Source organism: Empedobacter sp. UBA3475, assembly GCF_002378465.1.
GTDB classification, from domain to species: domain Bacteria; phylum Bacteroidota; class Bacteroidia; order Flavobacteriales; family Weeksellaceae; genus Empedobacter; species Empedobacter falsenii_B.
In genome coordinates this window covers 1-21,099 of the sequence record NZ_DFRA01000065.1, presented here as the reverse complement: position 1 = coordinate 21,099, position 21,099 = coordinate 1, and the positions used below count along the sequence as shown (strand labels likewise).

The 21,099-nt window shown below is 31.9% G+C and carries 18 protein-coding genes; 15 read left to right on the top strand and 3 right to left on the bottom strand.

Features of this window, described 5'->3' with window-relative positions:
• Positions 1-71: 71 nt before the first annotated feature.
• Positions 72-1,562 carry an aminoacyl-histidine dipeptidase gene (locus B3I31_RS13220; protein WP_291071518.1) on the bottom strand — a complete coding sequence of 497 codons (1,491 nt, stop codon included), beginning with the start codon at positions 1,560-1,562 and terminating at the stop codon, positions 72-74.
• Positions 1,563-1,749: 187 nt separating this feature from the next.
• Between B3I31_RS13220 and B3I31_RS13215 the strand changes: the two genes are divergently transcribed.
• Genes B3I31_RS13215 through B3I31_RS13205 form a run of 3 tightly spaced genes read left to right on the top strand, consistent with a single transcriptional unit; the run spans position 1,750 to position 4,698 of the window.
• The gene (locus tag B3I31_RS13215) at positions 1,750-3,054 is read left to right on the top strand and encodes an erythromycin esterase family protein (protein WP_291059500.1); all 1,305 of its coding nucleotides are present in this window, start codon (positions 1,750-1,752) and stop codon (positions 3,052-3,054) included.
• A complete protein-coding gene (locus tag B3I31_RS13210) occupies positions 3,054-3,944 on the top strand; it encodes an ABC transporter ATP-binding protein (RefSeq protein WP_291059498.1) in 891 nt (296 codons plus the stop codon). The genes B3I31_RS13215 and B3I31_RS13210 overlap by 1 nt, the downstream gene beginning before the upstream one ends.
• Positions 3,937-4,698 carry an ABC transporter permease gene (locus B3I31_RS13205; protein ID WP_291059496.1) on the top strand — a complete coding sequence of 254 codons (762 nt, stop codon included), beginning with the start codon at positions 3,937-3,939 and terminating at the stop codon, positions 4,696-4,698. Before B3I31_RS13210 ends, B3I31_RS13205 begins: the two co-directional genes overlap by 8 nt.
• A gap of 51 nt (positions 4,699-4,749) precedes the next feature.
• Here the strand turns inward: B3I31_RS13205 and B3I31_RS13200 are convergent, their stop codons facing one another.
• The gene (locus B3I31_RS13200; protein WP_291059495.1) at positions 4,750-5,775 is read right to left on the bottom strand and encodes a M28 family peptidase; all 1,026 of its coding nucleotides are present in this window, start codon (positions 5,773-5,775) and stop codon (positions 4,750-4,752) included.
• A 140-nt stretch (positions 5,776-5,915) separates the two neighbouring features.
• On the opposite strand from B3I31_RS13200, the gene B3I31_RS13195 reads away from it, so the two are divergent.
• The 6 genes from B3I31_RS13195 (at position 5,916) to B3I31_RS13170 (ending at position 14,283) form a co-directional block, all read left to right on the top strand.
• Positions 5,916-7,817 carry an amino acid permease gene (locus tag B3I31_RS13195; protein ID WP_291071516.1) on the top strand — a complete coding sequence of 634 codons (1,902 nt, stop codon included), beginning with the start codon at positions 5,916-5,918 and terminating at the stop codon, positions 7,815-7,817.
• A 90-nt stretch (positions 7,818-7,907) separates the two neighbouring features.
• Positions 7,908-8,675, top strand: a complete 768-nt coding sequence (locus tag B3I31_RS13190) for a hypothetical protein (RefSeq protein WP_291059493.1) — start codon at positions 7,908-7,910, stop codon at positions 8,673-8,675.
• A 123-nt stretch (positions 8,676-8,798) separates the two neighbouring features.
• Positions 8,799-10,556, top strand: a complete 1,758-nt coding sequence (gene aspS / locus B3I31_RS13185; protein WP_286495565.1) for an aspartate--tRNA ligase — start codon at positions 8,799-8,801, stop codon at positions 10,554-10,556.
• Positions 10,557-10,696: 140 nt separating this feature from the next.
• Positions 10,697-12,148 carry an MATE family efflux transporter gene (locus B3I31_RS13180; RefSeq protein WP_291088141.1) on the top strand — a complete coding sequence of 484 codons (1,452 nt, stop codon included), beginning with the start codon at positions 10,697-10,699 and terminating at the stop codon, positions 12,146-12,148.
• Between the two features lies 1 nt (position 12,149).
• Entirely contained in the window at positions 12,150-12,386 is a 237-nt protein-coding gene (locus tag B3I31_RS13175) for a hypothetical protein (RefSeq protein WP_038336082.1), read from the top strand.
• Positions 12,387-12,507: 121 nt separating this feature from the next.
• Positions 12,508-14,283: an AMP-dependent synthetase/ligase gene (locus B3I31_RS13170; RefSeq protein ID WP_115001063.1), complete on the top strand. Its 1,776-nt coding sequence runs from the start codon at positions 12,508-12,510 to the stop codon at positions 14,281-14,283.
• A gap of 58 nt (positions 14,284-14,341) precedes the next feature.
• Here the strand turns inward: B3I31_RS13170 and B3I31_RS13165 are convergent, their stop codons facing one another.
• Positions 14,342-15,031: a zinc metallopeptidase gene (locus B3I31_RS13165; RefSeq protein WP_286495562.1), complete on the bottom strand. Its 690-nt coding sequence runs from the start codon at positions 15,029-15,031 to the stop codon at positions 14,342-14,344.
• 205 nt (positions 15,032-15,236) lie between these two features.
• On the opposite strand from B3I31_RS13165, the gene B3I31_RS13160 reads away from it, so the two are divergent.
• From B3I31_RS13160 to B3I31_RS13135, 6 genes are all read left to right on the top strand, one after another.
• A complete protein-coding gene (locus tag B3I31_RS13160; protein WP_286495561.1) occupies positions 15,237-16,358 on the top strand; it encodes a GNAT family N-acetyltransferase in 1,122 nt (373 codons plus the stop codon).
• Between the two features lie 224 nt (positions 16,359-16,582).
• Positions 16,583-17,740 carry a M14 family zinc carboxypeptidase gene (locus B3I31_RS13155; RefSeq protein WP_291059491.1) on the top strand — a complete coding sequence of 386 codons (1,158 nt, stop codon included), beginning with the start codon at positions 16,583-16,585 and terminating at the stop codon, positions 17,738-17,740.
• Between the two features lie 35 nt (positions 17,741-17,775).
• Complete coding sequence (locus B3I31_RS13150) at positions 17,776-18,327, top strand: TlpA family protein disulfide reductase (RefSeq protein ID WP_219034218.1); 552 nt, start codon at positions 17,776-17,778, stop codon at positions 18,325-18,327.
• Positions 18,320-18,937: a DUF4230 domain-containing protein gene (locus tag B3I31_RS13145; RefSeq protein ID WP_052217853.1), complete on the top strand. Its 618-nt coding sequence runs from the start codon at positions 18,320-18,322 to the stop codon at positions 18,935-18,937. The genes B3I31_RS13150 and B3I31_RS13145 overlap by 8 nt, the downstream gene beginning before the upstream one ends.
• 121 nt (positions 18,938-19,058) lie before the next feature.
• The gene (lpxK, locus tag B3I31_RS13140; RefSeq protein WP_221856528.1) at positions 19,059-20,099 is read left to right on the top strand and encodes a tetraacyldisaccharide 4'-kinase; all 1,041 of its coding nucleotides are present in this window, start codon (positions 19,059-19,061) and stop codon (positions 20,097-20,099) included.
• Positions 20,083-20,895, top strand: a complete 813-nt coding sequence (locus tag B3I31_RS13135) for a purine-nucleoside phosphorylase (protein ID WP_115001055.1) — start codon at positions 20,083-20,085, stop codon at positions 20,893-20,895. Before lpxK ends, B3I31_RS13135 begins: the two co-directional genes overlap by 17 nt.
• The last annotated feature ends 204 nt before the right edge of the window (positions 20,896-21,099 follow it).

Sequence of the window (21,099 nt, the reverse complement as noted above, 5' to 3'; positions counted from 1 at the left end):
TTTAAAAAGTATTATTGTAAAAAAAAAGACCACTTGTAAAAGTGGTCTTTAGATTAAATTTTCAGCTTAAATTATATATTTTTTGAATTTGCACAGCTGTAATCAACTGGACCATCGTTTGGAATATCTTTTAAAATATCTAATAAATAATCCCAGAATTTTTGAACTGAAGCAATTTCTACTTTTTCGTCAGGAGAGTGAGCGCCAGAGATATTTGGACCGAAAGAGATCATATCCAAACCAGGATAATTTGTTCCAATAATTCCACATTCTAAACCAGCGTGACATGCCACAACTTTTGGTTCTTCTCCGAATTTTGAAACATAAATTCCTTTCATCAATTCTAAAATTTCTGAATGAGTATTTGCTTTCCAACCAGGATAAGATCCTGAGAATTTAACCTCAAAACCACCTAATTCGAAACCAGCTTTTAATGTTTGTGCTAATGCTTCTTTACCTGATTCTATAGAAGAACGAGTTAAACATAAAACACGAGCATTTCCGTCAATAACTTCTACGCGAGCCACATTGTTAGACGTTTCTACTAAACCTTCAACGTCTGGACTCATTCTGTAAACACCATTGAAAGCTGCCATAATTGTTTGAACAAAAACTTTAGAATCTTGTGCTGACATTGCATCAGTTGCATCAGTTGGTTCTAATGTAATGACCATTTTAGGTTCTTTCGTTTCGTATTCTTCGATGATTTCTGCGCGTAAAGTTTCGTAAGACGTTTTGAAAGCATCTACTTTGTCAGAAGGAATCACAATCTTAGCCCAAGATTCGCGAGGAATAGCGTTACGTAAACTTCCACCTTCCATATGCGCGATTTGTAAGCCAAATTCAGTTGCAGCATTTAATAAACGAGCAATCAATTTGTTCGAATTTCCTAAGCCTTCGTGAATTTGCATTCCAGAGTGTCCACCGTTCAAACCTTTTAATGTTAAGGTAAAAGCAGTTCCGTTTGTAGCTTCTGCTGTGTAAGCTTTTGTTGCTGTTACATCAACTCCACCAGCACAACCAATGTCTAATTCGTCATCTTCTTCTGTATCTAAATTCAATAAAATTTTACCAGATAAAAATCCTGCTTTCAAACCTAAAGCACCAGTCATTCCAGTTTCTTCGTCAATTGTAAAGAACGCTTCGATAGCTGGATGAGGAATATCTTTCGATTCTAAAATTGACATAATTGTCGCAACTCCAATTCCGTTATCTGCACCTAAAGTTGTTCCATTTGCTGTAACAAATTTTCCGTCTTCAATCAACATTTCAATCCCTTGCGTCTCAAAATCGAATGTAACATCATTATTTTTTTGACAAACCATATCCAAGTGCGATTGCATCACCACTTTTTTACGATCTTCCATTCCTGGATACGCCGCTTTTTTGATCAAAACATTTCCTACTTCGTCCGTTTCGACAGGTAAACCTAAGTCTTCACCAAATTTGATGATAAACTGACGAACTTTTTCTTCTTTTTTCGAAGGTCTTGGAACTGAGTTTAATGCTGAAAAGTTTTTCCAGATTGCTTTTGGTTCCAAATTAAGAATATCGTTATTCATTGTTTGTTTTTTTATTGTTCCTCAAAGTTACGGAATTGCGACAATATAGTTTTATGAAAGAAGTTTTAAATTTTTTTTGATTCTCAACCAACCTTTTTATTTTTTTATGAATCATATTATTATAAATGAAAAAATAAAAACGTGATGTAATACGAAAAATACTATTTTTAAATAACACTAATCATTCATGAAGAAATTAACACTATTTACAATTTTGACTTTACTCAGTGCAGTATTGTTGAATGTTTTTGTTTTCAAGAAAACTATCAATGATGACACGGAAAAGATAATTGCTGAAACAAATCAATATAAACATCCAATAAACTCTATTGAGATGAGCGAAAAAAACACGCAGGATTTAGAATTTCTTAAAACAGTTTTGAAAGATAATCGTATTGTTTTTCTTGGAGAAAGTGTTCATCAAGATGGGCAAACTTTTAAGGCGAAAGCTCGTTTGATAAAATATTTGCACGAAAACTTAGGCTACAATGTTGTGTTGTACGAAGCTGGACAATATGATATGTGGGTAACAAATGAGGAAATGGAAAAACGTACTTTAGGTATTGGAAAAGATTCTATTACTGGTTTGGGTATGTTTAATTTTTGGTGGGAGAATAAGGAAACACGTCCATTAAACAATTATTATTTACAATCGAAGAAAACAAAAAATCCAATTACGTTAGGAGGTTTTGATATACAATACTCTGGGAATTTCTTAGAACATTTTAATTCAACTGAAAAATTAAATAGATCAAAATTATTGAAGGAATTTTTGAATCGAAATAATATTAATTTAAAAGGTTATCCTTTATTGGATAGAGAAATCTTTTTTATAGGGTTATTTAAATTAAAAAATGTATTTGAAAGAAGTTACAAAAAAGAAGAACGTCAATTGTTTTTTAATGAATTAGATTCTATTAAATATCGAATTTCTATATTACCAAAAACTGCTGAAACAACCATTTATGCAAGATATCTGAATGATATTAAAAATGATATTCAGAAAAACTTGAAGTATAAATCTGGAACAATGAAAAGTATGCAATTCCGCGATTCTTTGATGGCCAATAATTTAATTTACCAATTGGATTCTCTTTATCCAAATCAGAAAGTGATTGTGTGGACTGCAAATGTGCATGCTTATAATAAATATCATACAAACGATTTCAAACCATTAGGGCAGTACATTAAAGAGAAATACAAAAATCAATCCTATGCAATTGGGTTTACTTCATACGGAGTTTACAATCCATTGAAACAAATTACAAATACTCCTAATAAGTACGCGATAGAAAATGTGTTTCATCAACTTAATCAACCTTATTTCTTTTTAGATTTTCGTCAAATTCCGAGTCAATCTATTCTCAAAACAGAATATTTTTCTGTGATGGATCAAGGTATGAATGTGAAAGCGAAATGGAGCGATTTTGTAGATGGAATTTTTTACATCGATGTGAATCAAGTACCAACCCCTTTAAATGAAGACAAATAATGAAAAGTATAGAAATAAAAGATTTGAATTTTAGTTTCGGATCAAAACAAATATTAAATCAAGTCAATCTTAATGTTCCGAAAGGAAGTATTTATGGTTATTTGGGGAGAAATGGAGCAGGGAAATCGACAACGATAAAATTGCTTTTAGGTTTATTGAATTCTAAAGATGATAATATTTTCTTGAATGATTTGAGTATTAAACAAGATGCTATCAAAATTCATGCATTGACAGGAAATCTTATTGAAGCGCCTTGTTATTACACAAAGTTAACGGTTTATGAAAACCTGAAATATTTGGATGTAATTTATAAAAAAGGAGAGGAGCGAATAAGTGAAGTGTTGGAATTGGTTGATTTGTTGTATGCAGCACATTATAAAACCTCAGATTTATCGATGGGAATGAAACAACGATTAGGAATTGCGATTGCAATTTTTCATGATCCTGAGATTTTGATTTTGGACGAACCTCTAAATGGTTTGGATGCACAAGGAATTTATGAAATGCGCGAATTATTTTTGAGATTAAATAAAGAAGGAAAAACGATTTTCTTGTCAAGTCATATTTTGAGCGAATTGGAACGAGTTGCAACACATATCGGAATCATAGAAGGAGGAAAAATGATTTTCGAAGGCGAAAAAGAAGAATTACTTGGAAATGTAGTCCGAAAAGTTGCAATAAAAGTGAACAATGCAGAGAAGGCGACCACAATTCTAGAAAACGTTAGAGCTGAAAATAATATCATTCACTTAGAAATTGAACACGATAAAGATTTTCATCAAAAAATTACTTCACTAATTCAGAATGGTATTGAAATCTATGATATTCAGTCTGAAACTGCGAATTTAGAACAGATTTTTATTAACTTAATTCAACCAAAAAATGACTAATACATTCCATAAAGCATTTGCTTCCGAACAATATAAATTATCAAAAAATAAAGAAATTTTTGGCGTTTTGTTAATACCTGCTATTGTTGTAATTATGGTGTTTTTCTATTTGATTTATAAAGCGCCAATAGAACCTTTTGAAAGTAATCCTTGGTATATTCTATTAGGACGATATGTTTTCCAGTTTTTTTATTTGTTATTCCCAATTCTGATTGCTGTTTTTGTACATTCTTGTTGCGATGTCGAGTATAAAAACAATAATTATAAGTTGCTATTTACATTACCTATTTCACATACTAAAATTTATTTGGCAAAAGCTTTATACATCTTGCTTATAGTAAATTTTTCGGTGATTTTGGCTTATATACTTTTTTTATTGAGTGGATATTTGTTGCAATTTATAGCGCCAAATTATGGTTTTCAAAATTTTGATTTTAGGGAAATTTCTTTTTATACTTTTCTAAAATTATGGATTGGATGTTTAGCTGTAAGTATGGTACAATTTGCATTAAGTTTATTTTTCAGAAGTTTTATTTATCCAATAGGGTTTTCAATTTTTACAACAGTTTTTTGTGGTGTTATCAGTAGTAACAAAGCAGCAGAATATATTCCATATTCAAGCTCTCCTCAATCCCTAAACAATTTAATGAATCAAATTATTTCTTTAGAACGATTAGATTATGTTAATCTTATTTATATTATTGTTTTATTAGGATTAAATTATTTTATCTTCATCAGAAAGAAAAATTTATAAAGCAAAAAATCCCTTCAATTGGAGGGATTTTTTGCTTTATATTCTCAATAACTATCTTGTAGAAGGCATTGGAGATTCTTTGTCTACAACTGGTCTATTTTCGGCATTTGCTAAAATCCAAATTGTATTAAAAGCTAATTTTGTGCGACGCGTTAATAAATCATATTCAATTTTATCTGGCGTATCTCCTGGTTTGTGGTAATCATCGTGCACTCCATTAAAGAAGAAAACAGATGGAATGTTATGTTTGGCAAAGTTGTAGTGATCCGAACGATAATAAAAACGATTTGGATCATCTGGCGTATTGTAACGCATATCCAAGTCAATTCCCAAACCATTGTTTGCAGCTAAAACAGCTTTATGCAAATCAGAAGACAACATTTCCGAACCAATTACGTACACAAAATCTCTTGTTTTTTCGTTGTGCTCATAATCTACGCGCCCAATCATATCAATATTAACATTCGCAACCGTGTTTGCAAGAGGAAAAATTGGATGCTCCGAATAATATTTAGAACCTAATAAACCTTTTTCTTCACCAGAAACATGTAACAATAAAACCGAACGTTTTGGACGGATTCCTTTCTTCTCAGCTTCACGGAAAATACGACCAATTTCCATTACTGCAACAGTTCCAGAACCATCATCATCAGCACCAGCATATAATTTTCCGTCTTTTATTCCTTCGTGATCATAATGTGCCGAAATCACCACAATTTCTTCTGGTTTTTCTGATCCTTTGATGAATCCCATCACATTTCTCATTTGACCTTTTACACGGCTAAAAGTAGCAGCAGGAATAATTTGGAAATAATTATTATTTGGTCCATTAATTCCTAATTCTTTGTAATAATTAGAGATGTAATTACCCGCTTTTATTTCGCCTTCCGTACCAGCATTTCTACCTTCCATATCAGGTGCAGCAATAATATAAAGCTGTTTTTTCAATTCCGCTTCAGAAATTTTATCTGTATATTTTACAAGACTCTTTTGATATTTCTCCTGAGAAATTGGTTTTGTAGAATCACAACTTACTAAAGTAGCAGCTAAAGCAATTGCAAATAAAAATTGTTTCATGTTAATTTTTTGAATTAAATTTAAAATTAATCTAACCAAGTAAAATAAAAAAGAAAATTTGAATAAAAAACCAATATTTATACGGATTCTATCCGATTTTGGGATTGTCTTTTTTATATTTGCCCGTTTTTAAATAAATTATGTCACAATTATTCAGAAAAAAATCTGTCGAATCCATTTTAGCAGAGTCTGCAAAGAACACGTCTACAATGAAAAGAACCTTAGGTGTTCGAGATTTAACAGGTTTTGGTATCGCCGCAATTGTTGGAGCTGGTATTTTTAGTACCATTGGCCGAGCAAGTTTCGAGGGCGGTCCAGCAGTTATCTTCCTTTTTATTTTTACGGCAATTGCCTGTGGTTTTACAGCTTTTGCTTATGCAGAATTTGCTTCGTTAGTGCCTGTTTCGGGTAGTGCGTATACCTATAGCTATGTTGCATTTGGAGAATTATTTGCTTGGGTAATTGGTTGGGCATTGATTATGGAATATGCAATTGGGAATATTGTGCTCGCGATTTCGTGGAGTGATTATTTTACCACCTTGCTCTCCGGAATGGGATTACATCTGCCAGAATGGATGACAATGGATTATTTTACGGCGAGAGAAGGTTTTCAATTTATTTCGAATGAATTAGCGAAAGGTAAGACATTAGAAGGAATTGCAAATTCACCTTATGCGCAAGAGATTCCAAAATATTTAGCTTTTAAAGATGCACCATATTTAGGATTTAATTTAGTGGTGGATATTCCTGCATTAATCATTACTTTTTTGATTACAGCTTTGGTTTATCGCGGAATTAATGAATCGAGAAAAGCAAGTAACGCAATGGTTGTGTTAAAATTAGCTGTGGTACTTTTAGTAATTGTGGTTGGTGCTTTTTATGTGAATCCTGATAACTGGAATCCTTTTGCTCCGAATGGAGTAGGTGGAGTTTTGGCTGGAGTTTCATCTGTTTTTTACGCTTATATTGGGTTTGATGCGATTAGTACAACTGCGGAAGAATGTAAAGATCCGAAGCGAGATTTGCCTCGTGGAATTTTTGCGTCTATCATTATTTGTACTGTTTTATATGTGCTGATTGCGTTGGTGATTACAGGAATGGTTCATTATTCTGAATTGAATGTTGGAGATCCTTTGGCCTATGTTTTTGATAAAATTCAAGATTTAAAATGGTTGGCAGGAATTATTGCTTTTTCGGCTGTAGTAGCTATGGCGAGTGTATTTATTGTTTTTCAAATTGGGCAACCTCGTATTTGGATGACAATGTCTCGCGATGGTTTATTACCAAAGAAATTTTCTACTATTCACCCGAAATTTAAAACACCTTCTTTTGCAACTATTTTTACTGGATTTGTAGTAGGTATTCCTATTTTATTTACAGATTTAGAATTGGTTGTTGATGCTTGTTCTATCGGAACTTTGTTTGCTTTTGTGTTAGTTTGTGCTGCTGTACTTCGTATGGATGCAGATCCTAATGCGAAAAGAGGAAATTTTAAAACGCCTTTTATCAATGCAAAATACATTATGCCAATTGTAACTGCGGTGATTGTATTTTTATGCGCAACAACGTTTAAAGATGATTCGATTGATTTCTTTACGAATAAACCGCAACCTATGCCAGTTGAACATTTTGTAAGTTCGTTAACACCAAAAGAACTAAAAGATTCTTATACAACAATTAATGAATTAACGGGCTCTGAAATTGAATTTTTAGATGATTATTTGGCTCAATTATCACCAGAACAATACAAATCTACATTGAGCAAATTGCCAGTTTATGAAGATAAGAAGATGGAAAAAGGTTGGGATGTTTTCAAACACAAAATTCCAATGATTCTATTCTTAATGATTTATGTTTTTATGGTAGTTAGAACATTTTTCAAAAGAACTTCTATTATTCCGTTAGCAGGAATGTTGTGTTGTTTTTATATGATGGCACAATTAGGATTGAAAAACTGGATGATTTTCTTGATTTGGATCGCAATTGGTTTGACAATTTATTTTACATATGGTTATAAACATAGTAAGTTGAGAAATATTTAAACTTAGAATGAATAATAAAAATATCCGATTATAAATGATTATAATCGGATTTTAATTTTAGGATAATTTATATTTGAAAAAATTATTCTTATGAAAAAAATACTGCTTAGTTTATTTATTGTTTGTTCAATATATTCTTTTGGACAAGATGTAGATATAAAAAAAGGAAAAATCTCAATTAATAAAAAAGAGGTTGCAACAATTGACGGAAAAAAGAAAGTTTATACAATAGCAAATATTGATAATGTTCCAGTAGCAACAATCAAATGGAATTTTGAAATTATGCCTGATGGATCAAAATCTTATTGGTTTACTATAACAGATTTGTCAACAAATGATGTAAATGATGTGGTAACTGAAGGAGTTGGGAATTCTATTAGCCCAGAAAAAATTATTGTTGAAACTTTCTCAAAAGGTGAATATAAAATCTTTAATGAAAACGGAATAGATAAAGATCTATTAAAAACATTAGTCGCTACAAATAAGCGAAATAGAGCAGAAGAGGTTTCAAATGAAAAAGAAAAAATTGAAATAAATTTAAGTGAAGTAAAATATCTTTTTGATAATAGTAAATTATCAATAGATTCTTCGGGTTCAGTATTAAAAGAAAGTAAAAAAGTTGGAAAAATTACATTTACAACATTTATAAATGAGAAGTCTTATGAATTGTTGAATTCTGAAGGAATTGAAATAGGAAAATGGAAGAACGGAATCTTTACTTTGAATAATGGTTCTACTTATAAGGTTGAGGAAACAAATAATCCCTTAAATAGTCCAATGGTCAATGGAAAAGATAAAAACTCTAAGTTTTTTGTGAATTTAGTTGGTTTTGCCTTAAAAGAAGGTTATTCATTTTAAAATTATATGAAAAGCGATTCAAAATTGAATCGCTTTTTTCTTAAAATTATTTCATCAAATAAGTTATATAACTTCTTTATTTCACCTCAAAACTCTACCTTTGTCTTATAAATTTGACGACAAATGTTTAGAACTCATACTTGTGGTGAATTAACACAAGCCAACATTAATGAAAAAGTAACGTTAAGCGGTTGGGTATCAACGCTACGTGACAAAGGTTTTATGATGTGGATCGATTTACGTGATCGCTACGGAATCACACAAATCATCTTAGATGAAGAACGTTCTTCGAAAGAATTATTTGAAACTGCTCGTCATTTAGGACGTGAGTTCGTAATTCAAGTTACAGGAACTGTAATCGAAAGAGCTTCAAAAAATCCAAACATTCCAACAGGAGATATCGAAATCTTAGCAGAAAACATCACAATTTTGAATGAATCTGCATTGCCTCCATTTACAATCGAAGATAATACAGATGGTGGAGAAGATATCCGTATGAAATATCGTTATTTAGATATTCGTCGTAATCCAGTAAAAGAAAAATTAATCTTCCGCTCTAAAGTTGCGCAGGAAGTTCGTAAATATTTAGATGCACAAGAATTTGTAGAAGTTGAAACACCAGTTTTAATCAAATCTACACCAGAAGGTGCACGTGATTTTGTGGTTCCATCTCGTATGAATCCAGGTGAATTTTATGCGTTACCACAATCGCCACAAACATTCAAACAATTATTAATGGTAGGAGGTTTAGACCGCTATTTCCAAATTGTAAAATGTTTCCGTGACGAAGATTTACGTGCAGACCGTCAACCAGAGTTTACACAAATTGACTGTGAAATGTCGTTTGTTGAACAAGAAGATATCATGAATGTTTTCGAAGGTTTAGCAAAACATTTATTACATACTTTCAAAGGATTAGAATTTGAACAATTCCCACGTATGACATTTGCAGAAGCAATGCGTCGTTATGGAAATGATAAACCAGATATTCGTTTTGGAATGGAATTCGGTGAAATCACAGACTTAGCTAAAGGAAAAGATTTCAAAATCTTTGATGAACAAGAATTAATTGTTGGTATTGCTGCGGAAGGTTGTAATGCTTACACACGTAAAGATATTGATAAATTAATCGAATGGGTTCAACGTCCACAAATTGGGGCAACTGGTCTTGTTTGGGCGCGTTATAATGAAGATGGAACATTTAAATCTTCTGTAGATAAATTTTATTCGCAAGAAGATTTAGCAGCTTGGGCAGAGCGTATGAACGCAAAACCAGGAGATTTAATGTTGGTGATGTCTGGTAATACAAACAAAGTTCGTGCGCAATTATCGGCTTTACGTATGGAAATCGCAGAGCGTTTAGGATTACGTAATCCAGAAGTTTTTGCTCCATTATGGGTTGTAGATTTTCCTTTATTAGAATGGGACGAAGAATCTGAAAGATATCACGCGATGCACCATCCATTTACTTCTCCAAAACCAGAGGATATGGAATTAATTGCGACTAATCCAGGTGAAGTTCGTGCAAATGCATATGATTTAGTTTTAAATGGGAATGAAATCGGTGGAGGTTCTATTCGTATTTTCGATAAAGAAGTTCAAGCAAGAATGTTCGAATTATTAGGATTTACGCCAGATCAAGCAGAAGCGCAATTTGGTTTCTTAATGAACGCTTTCAAATATGGTGCGCCACCTCATGGAGGTTTAGCATTCGGTTTTGATCGTTTTGTATCGATTTTAGATGGTTCAGAAACAATTCGTGATTACATCGCATTCCCTAAAAATAATTCGGGTCGCGATGTCATGATTGATGCACCTTCTCCAATTGATCAAACACAAATGGATGAACTGAATATTGCGTCAACATTTGTTGCAAAATAAAAAGAAAAATTTTCTATAAATATTAAAGACTACTTATTTAAGTAGTCTTTTTTTATTGATTAATTTTAAATTACATGACAATTTTTAAATGTAGAAGCAAAACCTTTGCTGTATCTTTGCAATTGTAAATAGAGAATAAATTGGAATTAAAAGAGCATTTAAGGCGTAATATCAAATTAGCATTTCCTGTAATGATTACTCAAATGGGGCAAATTTCTGTCAACATTATTGATAACATTATGGTTGGTGGTTTAGGTGGAAAATATGATAATATAGAAGATGAGGTTTTGGGGAAAACAGCTTTAGCAGCAGCTTCTTTAGGAAATTCATTATTTTTTGCGGTTTTAGTATTTGCTTTCGGATTTAGTTTTGCGTTGTCACCATTGATTGCGGCAGAAGATTCGAAAGGCGATAAAAAAATGGCTGCAAATTATTTTTCGCATAGTTTGGTCTTGAATATTACTCTATCAATCGGTTTATTCTTATTGATTACATTTCTGAAACCGCTAATGTTCTACATGGGACAACCCGCTGATGTAGTGGAAAAATGTATTCCATATCTAACGATTATGACATTTTCGATGATTCCATTGATGATTTTCCAAACTTTTCGTCAATTATCGGAAGGTTTATCATTAACGATTCCTGTTACAATTGCAACTGTTTTGAGTAACGTGATTAATATTACGTTAAACTATGGTTGGATTTACGGGAATTGGGGATTCCCACGTTTAGAAGTCGCTGGTGCAGCCTGGGGAACATTCGTTGCGCGTTTGGTGATGATGATTTTCTTAATTATTGTATTGTTTAATTTTAAGAAAACGAAATCAGTTTTGCAAGAAGTTCAATTTAAGGCAAGTAATTTTCAGAAAACTATTTTCAGAAAAATTGCTGGAATTGGAATTCCAACCGCCTTAACTTCTTTCTTTGAAATGAGTGCGTTCTCTCTGGCAGCCTTTGTTTGCGGTTATACATTTACAAACTCTATTGCAGATCAAGAATTAGCAAAAGTAAATTTAGCAGCTCATCAAATTGCGATAAATTTAGCTTCCACAACTTTTATGATGTGTACAGGAATTGGGGTTGCAGCAACGGTTCGTATTGGAAATCAATTAGGTTTAAAAGATTATAAAACCTTAAGAGAGGCAGGTTGGTCTTGTATTTTAATGGTTTTATCATTTATGATTTTGTGTGGAATTTTGTTTATTATTTTCCGTTATCAGTTACCAACAATTTATTTAGACAATCCAGATGTTATCAATTTAGCTGCATCCTTATTAATCATTGCTTCGCTTTTCCAAATGTCAGATGGCGTACAATTGGTATTACTAGGTGCTTTGAGAGGAATGACTGATGTTAAAATCCCTTCTATTCTAACGTTTATTTCATATTGGTTAATCGCAATTCCGATTGGTGTAGTCTTAGCTATTGTATTTGAAATACGAGCATTTGGGATGTGGATTGGTTTAGGAACTGGATTAACAGCTTCGGCAGTGTTTTTGATGATTCGTTACAATCGTCAAACGAAGAAAATGATTAGGGAAAATCCTAATGCAGAAATAATTTTAGAAGATAAATTAAAAAACATATAAAATGGAATTACCAAAATTTTTATTGGCTGATAACTCTACAATGCCAGACAAAATCTTTATTTTACATACAGATTATCCTCGATTTTTATTAGATGTAGAAACTGACGATATTGAATGGTTTGAAGATATTTCTGAAGAAGAAGATAACGAAGAATTTAATACTGAAATTGCTAATTTAATTGAAGACGCTTTAGATTTTTATGATCAAGAAATGTCTTTGTTAGATGATGAAGAATAAGTCTTAAATAAATAAAATTTCTGTGTTTTTATTGGTGTAAGATTTACACTAAAATAATTTTATATGCTTGCATTATAATTTTTTTATTAGTATTTTGCAACTAAGAAAATTATTCAAAACCATGGAAATAAAAAGATTATTTGATTTTCCGCAAAATCAATTAGAAAATAATCCTCGAGAAGATGCATTGGTGTCTAAAGTGAACGGAACTTGGGTGAAAACATCTACGCAAGAATACGTTGGCAAAGCAAATGCATTTAGTCGAGGATTATTACAATTAGGAATCAAGCCACAAGATAAAATTGCAATAGTCACTTCAACTAATCGTACCGAATGGAACATCTGTGATATCGGTATTCAGCAAGTTGGCGCGATTTCCGTTCCATTATATCCAACACTTTCGGAAGATGATTTTGATTATATCTTAAATAATGCTGAATGTAAATTTATCATTGTTTCTGATAAAGGTTTATACGATACGGTTGCGGCTGTAAAAGATAAAGTGTCAACATTGGTTGGGATTTATAGTTTTGATGAAATTGCTGGAGTTCCTAATTATAAAGAAATTTTAGATTTGGGTGAAGATAATTCAACACAACATGAAGTAGATAGTATCAAAGAGATGATAAAACCTTCTGATATGGCAACTTTGATTTATACTTCTGGAACAACAGGTCGTCCGAAAGGTGTTGTATTAACGCACGAAAATATCGTTTCTGATGTTTTAATGTCTGTTGATCGTATTCCAGATTTTCCAAATCATGCGATTGCGTTAAGTTTTCTTCCGATTAATCATGTTTTCGAACGTATGTTGATTTATTTGTATCAACATTTGAGTATTGGAATTTGGTATGCAGAAAGCATCGATAAATTAGGAGATAATATGAAAGAGGTCAAACCACATGTAATGACGGTTGTGCCTCGATTAGTTGAAAAGGTTTACGATAAAATTTACAATACAGGTGCTTCTGCAGGAGGTCTTAAAACGAAAATTTTTATGTGGGCTTTAAGCCTTGTTGAAGATTACGATCCTTATAATCCAAAAGGTGGATTATTTGGGTTGAAACATTCTATCGCGAAAAGTTTGGTTTTCAGTAAATGGAAAGAAGGAGTTGGAGGAAATTTAGTATGTATGGTGTCGGGATCTGCACCTTTAGCAGCACGTTTGAATCATATTTTCTGGGGTGCTGGAATTCCAATTTTAGAAGGTTATGGTTTGACAGAAACTTCTCCTGTAATTTCGGTGAATTGTATGAAGAAAGATGGTTTCGGAATCGGAACTGTTGGTGCTCCATTAAAAGGAATCGAGGTTAAAATTGCAGAAGATGGAGAGATTTTAGTCAAAGGTCCTAACGTTACACAAGGTTATTATAAAGATCCTGAAAAAACTGCTGAAGCATTCACACCAGATGGTTATTTCAAAACGGGTGATATTGGAGTTCTTGAAAGAGGTTTACTTAAAATTACTGATCGTAAAAAAGAGATGTTCAAAACTTCTGGAGGAAAATATATTGCACCTCAAATTATTGAAAATAAGTTTAAACAATCTCGTTTTATCGAGCAAGTAATGGTTGTTGGAGAAGGAGAGAAGATGCCTTGTGCGATTATTCAACCTAATTTTCAAGTGTTGAAAGATTATTTACGTATCAAAGGAATTGCTGAACCTGCAACGAAGGCAGATTTAATTAAAGAGCCTGCAATTTTAGATATTATAGGTCGTGAAATTGAAAAAATGAATAAAGGTTTAGGACATTGGGAACAAATCAAAAAGTTTGAATTAACTCCTGATGAATGGACAATTGATGATGGATTATTAACGCCAACATTAAAATTGAAACGTAAAAATGTCTTGGCTAAATATCAAGATTTATACAATAAATTATACGATAAGAAATAATAAAAAATCCCTTCAAAAATTTTTGAAGGGATTTTTTTAATTTTATAATAATTAAGTTTTAATCTCGTCGTCCGCCCATTGCCATCATTACAAAATAAAGTAATTGCGCTAATGAACCAATCGCCGCTACTACATAAGTTCTTGCAGCCCATTTTAATGAATCTTTTGCGCCTTCATATTCGTTTGGCATTACCATATTGTTTCCTTTTAACCAAGCTAACGCACGGTTGGAAGCGTCGTATTCTACAGGTAAAGTAACAAATGCGAAAACTGTTGTTACCGCAAATAGGAAAATACCAATCCACAATAAAGTTGCATTTTTAGATGAAGCCATCACGATTAATCCTAACATCAAAATCCATTGATTTAAGCGAGATGCAACGTTTACCATTGGAACCATTTTCGAGCGTAAATGCAACATATTATAACCAACCGCATGTTGTACTGCGTGACCACACTCGTGCGCTGCAACTGCTGCTGCCGCTGCATTTCGTTCGTGGTAAACAACTTCCGATAAGTTTACCGTTTTATCAGCAGGATTGTAATGGTCCGTCAATTGTCCAGGAGTAGAGATAACACGAACATCGCGAATATTATTATCAGAAAGCATTTTTTCTGCAATCTCTTTTCCTGACATTCCGTTTGCTAAATGTACCTTCGAATAATACTTAAATTTACTTTGCAGTCGGTTACTAACAAACCAACTAATCAGCATAAATAACCCAATAATAATGTAATAACCTGTCATCTATTTTCTATTTTATTTTTTAATCAATTTTAATATTTATTCAAAATTCAAAAAGTATTCCAATAAGTGAATAGAGACAAAAATAGCAGAAAAGTTAGTTTTTTTGGCAGAGTTCTGTATTAAATCATATAAAAATGAACAAAAACTGACATTTTGCTCAAAAATTTTTGAATTGAAATTACAAAACTCATTACCTTTGTAAGCTATGAGTATTCGCATAATAGAAGTACAATCAAAACACGATTTGGAAGCATTTATTAAGTTTCCGATGAATTTGTATAAGGATAATCAATATTACGTTCCACCCTTTATTAATGAGGAGAAGGAAACATTAGATGTTTCTAAAAATCCCGTTTTTAAAGATGCTGAAGCGCGTTATTTTCTTGCTGAAAAAGAAGGTAAGATTGTGGGACGTGTTGCGGCAATTATCAATTGGCAAGAAGTCAATAATCAACAAAAACGTAAAATGCGTTTCGGCTGGTTTGATATGATTGATGATATCGAAGTCACGAAAGTACTTTTGGCAAAAGTCACGGAAATAGGTAAAGAAAATCAATTAGAATATATAGAGGGACCAGTTGGTTTTTCGAATTTGGAAAAGGCAGGTTTGCTAACTTTCGGATATGATAAATTGGCTACAATGGTTGGTTTATATAATTTTCCGTACTATGCGCAACACTTAGAATCATTAGGTTTTGAAACGGCTAATGAGTGGGTGGAATATGAATTGGCTGCACCAACAGAATTGCCAGAAAAGGTTATCAAATTTAATAAAATTATTCGAGAACGTTACAAATTACGAGAATTGAAGTTTACAAAAACTTCTGAAATTATTCCGTATGTCGACGAAATGTTCGATTTGTTAGATAAAACTTACAGCGAATTGGATACTTATGTGCCAATTGCGGATTACCAAATAGAATATTACAAAAAGAAATATATTCCGTTTATCAATCCAGATTTTGTGAACTGTATTGTTGATGAAGACGGAAAAATGGTTTCGTTTGCAATTACGATGCCTTCTTACTCGAAAGCGATGCAAAAAGCGAAAGGTAAAATTTTTCCTTTTGGTTGGTGGCATTTGATGAAAGCAAGTAAAAATAATGATTCTGCTCAATTTTATTTGATTGGAATTGATCCGAAATTTCAAGGAAAGGGAGTTACAGCATTGATTTTTAATGCAATGTTTGATACGTTTAGAAACAACGGGATCAAATTTTTGGAAACAAACCCTGAATTAGCGGACAACGAAAGTATTCAAGTTTTATGGAAAGCATATAATCCTGTAAATCACAAACGTCGCAAAACTTTCAAGAAATCAATTTAATATAAATAATAATGTTGTATATTTTGGATTAAAATTCGTCAATTCGAGTGATTTTTAGAAAGATTATTTTTAAAAATTGTATCGAGAATTAAGATATATTTTATCTTCAAAAACCTTATTCTCGATACAAAATTCTAAACGAATTTCACTCGAATTGACGGTTTTATTTATTTTGATAATCAAAATTTATGACATAGAAATTATAAACGTATAACATAATAAATATGTTTGATATTCATCAATTAGAGAAAGAATATACAACTTTCAGACAAGAAGGTTTTGATTCTAAATGGTTAAATTTTGAAGCTTTAAATCACTATTTTTCATTAAAATCAAGTCAAAAAGAGCAAATTGGAACATCTTTTTTAGGAAATGAGATTTATAAATTAAGTTTCGGGAATGGAGAAAAACGTTTATTGATTTGGTCTCAAATGCACGGAAACGAATCTTCTGGAACGCGTGCAATGTTTGATGTGATTAATTTTTTTGAACAAAAATCTGAATTAGCTCAAACCATTTTATCTCAATTGACAATTGATTTTATTCCGATGTTAAATCCTGATGGTGCAAATGTCAATACACGTAGAAATGCGGTTGGAATTGATATTAATCGTGACTTTTTAGCAAAAGAATCAACAGAAATTCATGTTTTGTTGAATCAAGTGGAGAAAGGAAATTATCAAACGTTATTCAATTTGCATGATCAGCGTACGATTTTCAATGTTGGACAAACAGCAAAACCTGCAACGCTTTCTTTTTTGGCGCCTTCTTACAATGTTGAAGAAGATGTAAACGAAGTTCGCGAAAAAACGATGGGAATTATTCAGGCAATGAATATTGAATTGCAAAAAGTAATTCCTGGTCATGTAGGTCGTTATACATCAGAGTTCTATCCGATGTCTACTGGGGATAATTTTACAAAAATGGATTATCCGTGCGTATTATTTGAAGCGGGACATTTTCCGAATGATTATCAACGTAATACAACAAGAAAATACAATGCATTGGCTATTTTAGCAGGATTGAATGCTTTAGCTACGCAAGATAACTTTCCGTTTGATGAATATTTAGCGATTCCTCAAAATGGACAAAAATATTTGGATGTTGTGATTCATAATGTTCAAATTCTGAATGGTGAAAAATCTTCTGTTGTTGATTTGGGAATTTATTTTGAAGATGAATACAACGAAGAAAATAATTCGGTAGAGCAAATCGCAAAAATTATTGAAATTGGTGATTTGCGAAAATTTATTGGTCATCTCGAAATTGATGCTGAAAAACAAGTTTATAAAGGAGCATCCAAAAATTATCCTTTATTGAATCAATTGGCGACTTTCGAAATTGGCTCAATTAAAGTTGAAAATGGGCAAATCATTTCATAATTATTTATACATTTAACCTATAAACTAAAAATACAATGAAAAAAATATTAGCAATTGCACTTGTTGCAATGTTGGGATTTTCTACGCAATCGTTTGCTCAAAATAAAGTGTTGAATCGTACGATTACAGCTGAAAATGGGAAGAAAATGTTGACGGGAGAATTCAATAGAAAAGCTTTGGAAGAAGAAGATTTTAAAGAATGGTATCACCACGAATATGACACTTACGAAGTTGAGAAAAGTAAATTGAAAGGTTTAAAAGATTTACGTAACTACCGTTTGGAAGTTTTTGTAGGAACTTGGTGTCCAGATTCTCGTCGTGAATTACCACGTTTGTACAAAATTTTAGATGATATTAAATTTCCTCAAAATCGTTTGAAAGTGATTGGTGTAAATCGTCAAAAGAAAAGTTTCAACGGAGAAGAAATCAATAAAAATGTGACTCACGTTCCGACAATTATCGTATATAATAATAAAAAAGAAGAAGTTGGTAGAATTGTAGAATCTCCAGTTTCGGGCTATCTAGAAGAAGATTTGGCACAGATTGTGAATGGTACGCCATTGACTCCAAATTATGCAAATGAATAATTTAAAGAAAATAATTCTTGTTGTTGTAGCCTTTATTTTTGGTGTGATGATAACGTATTTCATCATGGATAAATTCAAATCTGAAAGCTATACCGAACAATCTCATGTGATTGCGTATCAAATCGAACGAATGAATAAAATGATTGTTGCAGAACAAACCTATTCAGATTTATACAATCACACGTCAAAAAAATCGTTGCCAGGTTTAACTGATATTTTTTCTGCGGATAAAAAGGTGACACTTTTGGTGAAAGCCAAAGCACAAGCAACGTATGATTTAAAAAAAATGGATATTGAATTGGATTCGGTGAATAAAAAAATCATCATCAAATCTATTCCTCCAGTTGAAATCCAAGTATATCCAGATGTTAGTTTTTATGACATGGATCAAAGTGTTTTCAATAAATTTAGTAAAGATGATTTGAACGGAATTAAAAAACGTGCCGTGGAGCATGTGGAAAAAACTGTGGATCAAACCAAACTAAAACAAGAAGCACATCAACAATTAATTCAAAATCTTGGCGATTTGTATTTCCTTGCAAAAACCTATGGTTGGAAGATAGAAGATAAAACGAGTTATGCCAACGAATTGAATAAATTATACGATTAATAAATAATTAAAAACCTGTTCCGATAGAATAGGTTTTTTTTCGCTGAATAAAGAAATGAAGTGTTTCTTTCTTTAGAATTAAAATTGAAAATAGTATTTTCGCTTAATATTAAAAATAAAAATGAATTGGCGTAGATTTTTACTTCCATTTTCTGGTTTATATTGGATAGGAACTTCGGTTCGAAATCTGTTTTACAATATAGGAATGATGCGTTCCTCATCATTCAATATTCCAATTATTAATGTTGGAAACCTTTCTGTTGGCGGAACGGGAAAGTCACCTCATATCATGTATTTAATTGATTTGTTGAAAGACGAAAAATTAATTGCAACATTGAGTAGAGGATATGGACGAAAAACAAAGGGTTTTTTGATTGCAAATTATTCTTCAAAAGTGTATGATATAGGAGACGAACCAATGCAGTTTTTTCAACGTTTCAAGAATAGAATATTGATTGCTGTTTGCGAAGACAGAGCTTTTGGTGCACAAAAATTAATTGACCATTATAATGCAGAAGCAATTTTGTTGGATGATGCATATCAACATCGAGGAATAAAAGCTGGTTTCAATATTTTGTTGACCGATTACAATAATCCATATTACAAAGATTTTTTATTGCCAGCAGGTGATTTGAGAGAGAGTAGAAGTGGAGTTCGTCGTGCAGATATTATTATTGTAACGAAATGTCCAGACAGAATTTCGGAAGAAAAACACAAAGAAATTTCGAAAAAGATTAACTTAAAATCTCATCAGCAATTATTTTTTTCGAAAATTGTTTATGATAACAAATTGATTGGGAAATTGGATAATGTTGAGAAATCGACTTGGAAAAATCTGAATGTTATTTTAGTTACAGGAATTGCTAAAACAGATGGTTTGGTAAAATTTGCGGAAGAAAACTTTGCAAATGTCTTGCATTTAGAATATCCAGATCATCATAATTTTAGTCAATCAGAAATTGAGTATATTTACAAACGATACGAAGATACGGAAGGTAGAAAGCGTTTTGATAAAATTATCATGACAACAGAGAAAGATTATATGCGTTTGATGGAAGAATCCATGATAAAGGACGATTTATACTACATTCCGATTAGTATCGATATTAACGATAAAGAAAAATTTAATCAAACTATTTTAGAGTATGTTGGACAGAATTAATGAGGCTGTAAAGTACATCAATAATTTATTGCCAGATCAACCAGAATTTGTAATTGTGTTAGGGTCTGGATTAGGAAAATTAGAAGATGAAGTAGAAAATAAAGTTGTTATTAGCTACAAAGATATACCAAACTTTCCTCAAGTAACAGTAGAAGGGCACAAAGGTCATTTAGTATACGGAACTATTTTAGGTAAAAAAGTTTTGATGATGGCTGGTCGTTTCCATTATTATGAAGGATATTCGATGGAAGAAGTAACGTTCCCAATGCGTGTATTTAACGGATTAGGAATTAAGAAAGTTGTTTTATCGAATGCTTCTGGAGGTGTTAATCCAAATTTCCAAGTTGGAGATATTTTATTGGTAAAAGATCATATTAATATGATGCCAGAACATCCTTTACGCGGAAAAAATATTGACGAATTAGGACCTCGTTTTGTGGATATGTCTAAAGCATATGACAGAGAAATGTTGAATGAAGCTGCAGAATTTGCAAAAGCAAATGATATCCTGGTTCATCAAGGAGTTTATGTAGGATTACAAGGACCAACTTTCGAAACGCCATCTGAATACGGATTGGTTCGTTTTATTGGAGGAGATTGTGTTGGTATGAGTACAGTTCCTGAAGTTATTGTTGCTCGTCACATGGATATGCGCGTTTTTTGTTTATCTATTATTACAGATTTAGGTGGACCAGAAATTTCATTCGATGTTTCGCACGAAGATGTATTAAATGCAGCGAATACAGCAATGCCAAATGTAATTCGCGTGGTAAAAAGCGTAATCGAGAATTGTTAATTTTTGATATTACTTAGATAAATTAATAAGCCAACTGAAAAGTTGGTTTTTTTTTTATTTTAAAGTATTTATAAAAGCTACTATTTATTGAAAATCAAAATTTTATAAATATTGTTGAAAAAGAGTAGTAATTATTTTGTAACGGTTCTTATTGCTTAGTATTTCAATCTATTTCCGATAACTCTGTAATCTTCCCTAAAAAAC